The organism is Actinotalea sp. (assembly GCF_035443605.1).
In the GTDB taxonomy this organism is placed as follows: domain Bacteria; phylum Actinomycetota; class Actinomycetes; order Actinomycetales; family Cellulomonadaceae; genus Actinotalea.
This window is the reverse complement of sequence record NZ_DAORSQ010000117.1, coordinates 1-7326: the sequence shown is the minus strand read 5'-3', so window position 1 is coordinate 7326 and position 7326 is coordinate 1. Positions and strand designations below refer to the sequence as shown.

The 7326-nt window shown below is 74.4% G+C and carries 5 protein-coding genes; 4 read left to right on the top strand and 1 reads right to left on the bottom strand.

Going from position 1 to position 7326, the window contains the following annotated elements; all coding sequences use genetic code 11:
- From glgX to PKY62_RS11330, 4 genes are all read left to right on the top strand, one after another.
- On the top strand, nucleotides 1-1694 hold a 1694-nt coding region (glgX, locus tag PKY62_RS11345; RefSeq protein ID WP_324537028.1), incomplete at its 5' end, for a glycogen debranching protein GlgX.
- Nucleotides 1691-4231, top strand: a complete 2541-nt coding sequence (gene treY / locus PKY62_RS11340; protein WP_324537026.1) for a malto-oligosyltrehalose synthase — start codon at nucleotides 1691-1693, stop codon at nucleotides 4229-4231. The genes glgX and treY, both read left to right, overlap by 4 nt.
- On the top strand, nucleotides 4228-5991 hold the full coding sequence (gene treZ, locus PKY62_RS11335) for a malto-oligosyltrehalose trehalohydrolase (RefSeq protein ID WP_324537024.1): 1764 nt from the start codon (nucleotides 4228-4230) through the stop codon (nucleotides 5989-5991). The genes treY and treZ overlap by 4 nt, the downstream gene beginning before the upstream one ends.
- 47 nt (nucleotides 5992-6038) lie before the next feature.
- Entirely contained in the window at nucleotides 6039-6893 is an 855-nt protein-coding gene (locus tag PKY62_RS11330) for a PPK2 family polyphosphate kinase (RefSeq protein ID WP_324537022.1), read from the top strand.
- Nucleotides 6894-6896: 3 nt separating this feature from the next.
- On the opposite strand, the gene zapE is transcribed toward PKY62_RS11330, so the two are convergent.
- Nucleotides 6897-7326 (bottom strand): AFG1/ZapE family ATPase (gene zapE / locus PKY62_RS11325; protein ID WP_324537020.1); only part of this gene is annotated, 430 nt, incomplete at its 5' end.

The window sequence follows — 7326 nt, the reverse complement described above, 5'->3', positions numbered from 1 at the left end:
GGCGCGGCGACGAGTCGCCCGCCACGCCCTGGGGCGAGACGGTCGTCTACGAGATGCACGTCAAGGGCTACACGCAGCAGCACCCGCTGATCCCCGACAACATCCGGGGCACCTACGCCGGCCTCGCGCACCCCGCGGCGATCGAGCACCTGACCTCGCTCGGCGTCACGGCCGTCGAGCTGCTGCCCGTGCACCACTCGGTGGCCGAGCCGGCGCTCGCCGCGCGCGGCACCCGCAACTACTGGGGCTACTCCACGCTCGGCTTCTTCGCGCCGCATGCGGCGTACAGCGCCGACAAGAACCCCGGCGCCCAGGTGGGCGAGTTCAAGTACATGGTGCGCGAGCTGCACGCCGCAGGCATCGAGGTGATCCTCGACGTCGTCTACAACCACACGTGCGAGGGCGGCCCCGACGGCCCGTCGCTGTCGTTCCGCGGCCTCGGCGAGCGCGACTTCTACAAGCTGGCACCGCACAGCGGCCACTACGTCGACACCACCGGGTGCGGCAACACGCTCGACGTCGGCGACCTCGACGTGCTGCGCCTGGTGATGGACTCGCTGCGCTACTGGGTCACCGAGATGCACGTCGACGGGTTCCGGTTCGACCTCGCCTCGACGCTGGCCCGCCAGTTCCACGAGGTCGACCGGCTGTCCGCGTTCTTCGACCTGGTCCAGCAGGACCCGGTGATCTCCCAGGTCAAGCTCATCGCCGAGCCGTGGGACGTGGGCGACGGCGGGTACCAGGTGGGTGGCTTCCCCCCGCTGTGGTCCGAGTGGAACGGCAAGTACCGCGACACGGTGCGCGACTTCTGGCGCGGCGAGCCGTCCACGCTGGCCGAGTTCGCCAGCCGGCTGTCCGGCTCGTCCGACCTCTACGAGCACACCGGCCGCAAGCCCATCGCCTCGATCAACTTCGTCACGGCCCATGACGGCTTCACGCTGTACGACCTCACGTCCTACAACGACAAGCACAACGAGGCCAACGGCGAGGGCAACAACGACGGCGAGAGCCACAACCGGTCGTGGAACTGCGGGGTCGAGGGCCCGACCAAGGACAAGGCGATCGAGGCGCTGCGCTGGCGCCAGCAGCGCAACTTCATCGCCACGCTGCTGCTGTCCCAGGGCGTGCCGATGCTCGCGCACGGCGACGAGCTCGGCCGCACGCAGGGCGGCAACAACAACGGCTACTGCCAGGACAACGAGGTCACCTGGGTGGACTGGGCCCTGGACAAGCGCCGCCAGACGCACCTGACGTTCGTCCGCGACGTCGTGCGGCTGCGCAGCGACCACCCCGTGCTGCGTCGCCGCCGCTTCTTCGCCGGCAGCGCGGAGCACGGCGGCGAGTCCGAGCTCGGCGACATCGCCTGGTTCACCACCAACGGCGGCCACATGTCCGACGCGGACTGGCAGACGCGCCACGCCCGCGCGGTGCAGGTGTTCCTCAACGGCGAGGCCATCGCCGAGCCGGACGTCCGCGGCGAGCGCGTGGTCGACGACTCCTTCCTGCTGCTCTACAACGCGGCCCCCGAGGGCGTCACCTTCACGCTGCCGCCGGCCGAGTTCGGCGCCGTGTGGACGTGCGTGCTCGACACCGATCACACCCTGGCCCCGGGCAGGCAGGTCAAGGCGGGTACCGCCGTGACCCTCACCGGGCGCAGCACGCTCGTGCTGACCCGGCCGGTCCAGGCGCCGTGAGCGAGCGCACCGGGCCAGCGGCGAGCAGCGAGCGCGCCGGGCCGTCCCGCCGTCGACCCCCGGCGCACCGGACGGTCCCGGTCTCGACGTACCGCCTGCAGCTCGGGGCCGGCCTGACGCTCGACGACGCGGCGGCGCAGCTGCCCTACCTCGTCCGCCTGGGCGTCACGCACGTCTACCTCTCCCCCGTGCTGACCGCGGCCCCGGGCTCCACGCACGGCTACGACGTCGTCGACCACCGGCGCATCTCCCCCGTGCTCGGCGGCAGGCCGGCCATGGATCGGCTCGGCGCCGCGGCCCGCAGGGTCGGTCTGGGGCTCGTCCTGGACATCGTGCCCAACCACATGGCCGTGCCGGTCCCCGCGTTCCGCAACCATGCGCTGTGGTCCGTGCTCGCCGACGGGCCCGACTCGCCCTTCGCCTCCTGGTTCGACGTCGACTGGACCCGGGGCCAGGGCGCCCTGCTCATGCCGGTGCTCGGTCGGCGGATCGGGGCGGTGCTCGCCTCGGACGAGCTGACCGTCGAGCAGTGGGTGGTGCCCGGTCAGGAGGACCTCGGGGCCCAGCCGGTGCTGCGCTACTACTCCAACGTCTTCCCCGTCCGTGCCGGCACCGAGAACCTGCCGCTCGCCGACCTCGTCGCTCGCCAGCACTACCGGCTCGCCTACTGGCGGGTCGCTGACGAGGAGCTCAACTACCGACGGTTCTTCGACGTCGGCTCGCTCGCGGCGATCCGCGTCGAGGACCCGGCCGTCTTCGACGCCACGCACGCGCTCGTGGTCGAGCTCGTGGCGGACGGCACGCTCGACGGGCTGCGGATCGACCACCCGGACGGCCTTGCCGACCCGCAGGGCTACCTCGACCGGCTCGCCGCCGCGACAGACGACGCCTGGGTGGTGGTCGAGAAGATCCTCGCGCCGGCCGAGGAGCTGCCCGAGGACTGGGCCACGGCCGGCACCACGGGCTACGAGGCCGCATGGCGCGTCCAGGCCGCGTTCGTCGACCCCGGGGGCGCCGCGGAGCTCGGCGCGGTGATGCACCGGATCACCGGGGACACCTCCGACGCGCTGCCGGCCCTCGTCGAGGCCGCCAAGCGCCAGGTGGTCGCGGGGCCGCTGTTCGCCGAGGTCAGCCGGCTGGCCGACCTGGCGGCCGGGATCTGCCGCGACGACGTGCGCCTGCGCGACCACAGCTGGCGCTCGGTGTACGAGTGCCTCGTCGAGCTGCTCGTCGCCACGGACCGGTACCGGTACTACGTGGTGCCCGGCACCCCGGCGCACCCCGACGCCCAGGCGGCGTTCGCCGAGGCGGTGCAGGTGGCCAGGGGCCGCCTGGGCGGCGCCCGGCTCGAGACGCTCGACCTGCTCGCCGAGATGCTGCTCGGGCGGGAGACCGGCTCGGCCGGTCGCACGCGCGAGCCCCGGCGCGACGAGCTCGTGGTGCGCTTCCAGCAGACCTGCGGCGCCGTCATGGCCAAGGGTGTCGAGGACACGGCGTTCTACCGCTGGACCCACCTCGTGGGCCTGAGCGAGGTCGGCGGGGCCCCGGAGCGGTTCGCGATCAGCCCCGAGGAGCTGCACGCGTGGGCCACGCGGGCCCAGGTGCACGCTCCCGTCGCGATGACGACGCTCTCGACGCACGACACCAAGCGCAGCGAGGACGTCCGGGCCCGGCTCGGGGTGCTCTCGGAGCTGCCGGCCGCGTGGTCGGCGCACATCGACACCGTGCGTGCGGCGACCGCGGCCGTGCGCCCTGCCCTGCTCGACGGCCGCACGGAGAACCTCCTGTGGCAGACCCTCGCCGGGACGTGGCAGGACGGCCCCCTGCCGCAGGACCGGCTGGCCGCCTATCTCACCAAGGCGGTCCGCGAGGCCAAGGAGCACACGCGCTGGACGGCGCCCGACACCGCGTACGAGCAGGCGGTGCTCGCCTTCGCCGCGGACGCGCTGGCCACGCCCGAGGTCGTCGCAGCCTATGAGGCCTGGTCGCGGCGCACCGCCGTCGGGGTCCGCGCCGCCACGCTGGGGACCAAGCTCGTCCAGCTCACCCTGCCGGGCGTGCCGGACGTCTACCAGGGCACCGAGGTGCCGTCGATCGCCCTGGTGGACCCGGACAACCGGCGCCCCGTCGACGTCGCAGCCCTGTCCGCCGCGCTCGACCGGCTCGAGGCGGAGGCGCCGCGCGGCCTGGCAGACGAGAAGCTGCTCGTCACGTCCCGCGCCCTGCGGGTGCGGCGCGCGCACGCGGCGGCGTTCATCGGACCCGCGGCGGGCTACCAGCCGCTGCCCACATCCTCGGGCAACGCGCTGGCCTTCGCGCGCACGCTCGACGGCACACCCCGCGCCGTCACCGTCGCGACCCGGCTCGCCCTGGCCCTCGAGCACCTGGGTGGCTGGGGCACCCATGCCGTCGCGCTGCCCGAGGGCAGCTGGCACGACGTCCTGACGGGCCGCGACGTCCCTGGCGGCCTCGTGCGGCTGGGCACCCTGCTCGACCGGCTGCCCGTCGCCCTGCTCGTCCCGGCGGACGCCGCGTGACGGGCGGCACGACGCGGGTCTGGGCACCCGCGGCCGCACGCGTGGACCTGCACCTGCCGGCTGCCGGCGAGGTCCGCCCGATGGCCCGCGGCGAGGGTGGTTGGTGGACCGCACCGGGACTCGCGCACGGCACGGACTACGCGTTCGCGATCGACGGCGGCGCGCCGCGCCCCGACCCGCGCAGCGCGTGGCAGCCCGCGGGGGTGCACGCACCGAGCCGCACCTTCGACGCGGCCCGCCACCGATGGGCCGACGCGGCGTGGGCGGGCCGTGACGTCCGAGGTTCCGTGGTCTACGAGCTGCACATCGGTACCTTCACCGCTGCCGGGACGCTCGACGCCGCGGCCGACCGGCTCGACCACCTCGCCGACCTCGGCGTCGACATGGTCGAGCTCATGCCCGTCGCCGCCTTCCCCGGCGAGCACGGCTGGGGGTACGACGGCGTCGGGCTCTACGCGGTGCACGAGCCCTACGGCGGCCCCGCGGCGCTCCAGCGGTTCGTCGACGCGGCGCACGGGCGAGGGCTGGCCGTGTGCCTCGACGTCGTGCACAACCACCTCGGCCCGTCCGGCAACTACCTCGGCGAGTTCGGCCCGTACTTCACCGAGCGGCACCGCACGCCGTGGGGACCGGCCGTCAACCTCGACGGGCCGGACGCCGCCGAGGTCCGTGCGTTCGTGCTCGACAGCGTCGTGCGCTGGCTGCGCGACTTCCACGTCGACGCCCTGCGCCTGGACGCCGTGCACACCCTCGCGGACGACTCGCCCCGCCACCTGCTCGCCGAGATGTCCGACGTCGTCGCGGAGCTCGCCGCCGACCTCGGGCGCCCGCTGTCGCTCGTCGCGGAGTCGGACCTCAACGACCCGCGCACGGTGACCCCGACGGCACAGGGCGGCCGCGGCATGACGGCCCAGTGGGCCGACGACGTGCACCACGCGCTGCACACCGTCCTGACCGGCGAGCACCACGGGCACCTCGTCGACTTCGGCAGCACCGCCGACCTGGCGCACGCGCTGCGACGCGTGTTCGTCGTGGACGGGCGCGCCTCGCTGTTCCGCGGCGGCCCGTGGGGCCGGCCCGTGCCGCCGGGGACGGACGGGCACCGGTTCGTCGTCTGCGCGTCCAACCACGACCAGGTGGGCAACCGCGCCCTGGGCGACCGGCCGTCCGCCTCGTCGTCGCCCGGCGTGCTCGCCGCGTCCGCCACGCTCGTCCTGACGTCCGCGTTCACCCCGATGCTCTTCATGGGCGAGGAGTGGGGGGCGTACACCCCCTTCCTGTTCTTCACCGACCACGCCGAGCCGTGGCTCGCCCAGGCGGTGCGCGAGGGGCGCGCCGCGGAGTTCGGCGGCGCGGACTGGACCGGCATCTACGGCCACGAGGTGCACGTCCCCGACCCCCAGGCCCCCGCCAGCTTCACCGCCAGCCGGCTCGACTGGACCGAGGCGGCCGAGCCGGGGCACCGCCGCCTGCTCGACTGGTACCGGTGCCTCATCGCGCTGCGCCGCGCCGAGCCGGCCCTGGGCGACGGCGACCTCGACCGCGTGTCGGTGGTGCACGGCGAGGCGTGGCTCGTCATGTCCCGCGGCGACCTCCGGGTCGTGGTGACATGGGGCGACGGGCCGCAGGAGGTCCCGGTCGACGGCGCGGCCCCCGGCACCACGGACGTGCTCGCGGCCTGGGACCCCGTGCTCGTCACGGTCGGTACCGTCACCCTGCCGGGACCAGGCGGCGCCGTCGTGCGCGTGCCGCCGTCCTGACCCGCCGCCCAGACCCCGCCGTCCAGACCCGCACCGCAGGAGGAACGATGTCGTCCGACCGCTGGCAGACCCCCGCCCACGAGGCCCTGCGCGCCAGGCCCGGCTTCGACCTGGCCGGGCTGGACCACGACGCCACCCCTGGTTGGGAGGGCGACCGTGACCAGGGCGAGGAGCGCATGGCCGAGCGCGGCGAGGACCTGCTCGCGCTGCAGGAGAAGCTCTACGCGCACGGTCGCACCGGCGGGACCCGCGCGGTGCTGCTCGTGCTCCAGGGCCTGGACACGGCGGGCAAGGGCGGGATCGTGCGGCACGTCGTCGGGATGGTCGACCCGCAGGGTGTCGCGCTGCGCTCGTTCGGTGTGCCGACGCCCGAGGAGCGCGAGCACGACTACCTCTGGCGGATCCGCAACGCGCTGCCGCGCCCCGGCTACCTCGGGGTGTTCGACCGGTCCCACTACGAGGACGTGCTCGTGGTGCGCGTCGAGGAGATCGTGCCGCCGGACGTCTGGGGAGCGCGGTACGACGAGATCAACGCCTTCGAGGCCGAGGTCGCCGCCGCGGGCACGGCGATCGTCAAGGTCGCGCTCATGGTGTCCCCCGCCGAGCAGGCCCTGCGGCTGCGCGAGCGGCTGGAGCGCCCGGACAAGCACTGGAAGTACAACCCCGGGGACCTCGACGTCCGCGCCAGGCGCCCCGCGTACGAGGAGGCCTACCAGGCCGTGCTGGACCGCACGTCGACCGACGTGGCGCCGTGGCACGTCGTCCCTGCCGACCGCAAGTGGTACGCGCGCCTTGCCGTCACAGAGCTGCTCGCCCACACGCTGGAGGGCCTCGACCTGGCGTGGCCGCCCGCGGACTTCGACGTCGCCGCGGAGCTCGCCCGGCTCGACGCCCAGGGCTGAGGATCAGCGGGCGAGCGCCGCCTCCGTGAGCGCGTCCAGGCGCGACAGCGCCCGGAAGTACTTCTTGCGGTAGCCACCGCGCAGCATCGCGGCGCTGAACAGCCCCTGGGCCCCCTGACCGCCGAGCGCGACGGGCACGTCGCGGTCGTAGAGCCGGTCCACCAGCACGACGAGCCGCAGCGCGTCCGCCTGGTCGGTCAGGGGTGCGGCGCCCGTCAGGCCCACGAGGGGGACGCCGTCGAGCAGCGCGCCGTACCGGCTGGGGTGCACGGTGCGCAGGTGAGCCAGGAGCGCGTCGAACGGGTCGCACGTCGCGCCGTCCGTCGCGGCGACGAGCGCCAGGACACGCTCGTCCGGCAGTCCGGGGCCGGGCTCGACGGCGTGCCGGTGGCGGTAGTCGGGACCATCGACGCGCAGCACCTCGAACCGCGCG

Excerpts from the sequence above, each read along its gene's own strand:
- PKY62_RS11330 (WP_324537022.1), top strand. The coding sequence starts at position 6,039 with ATGTCGTCCGACCGCTGGCAGACCCCCGCCCACGAGGCCCTGCGCGCC.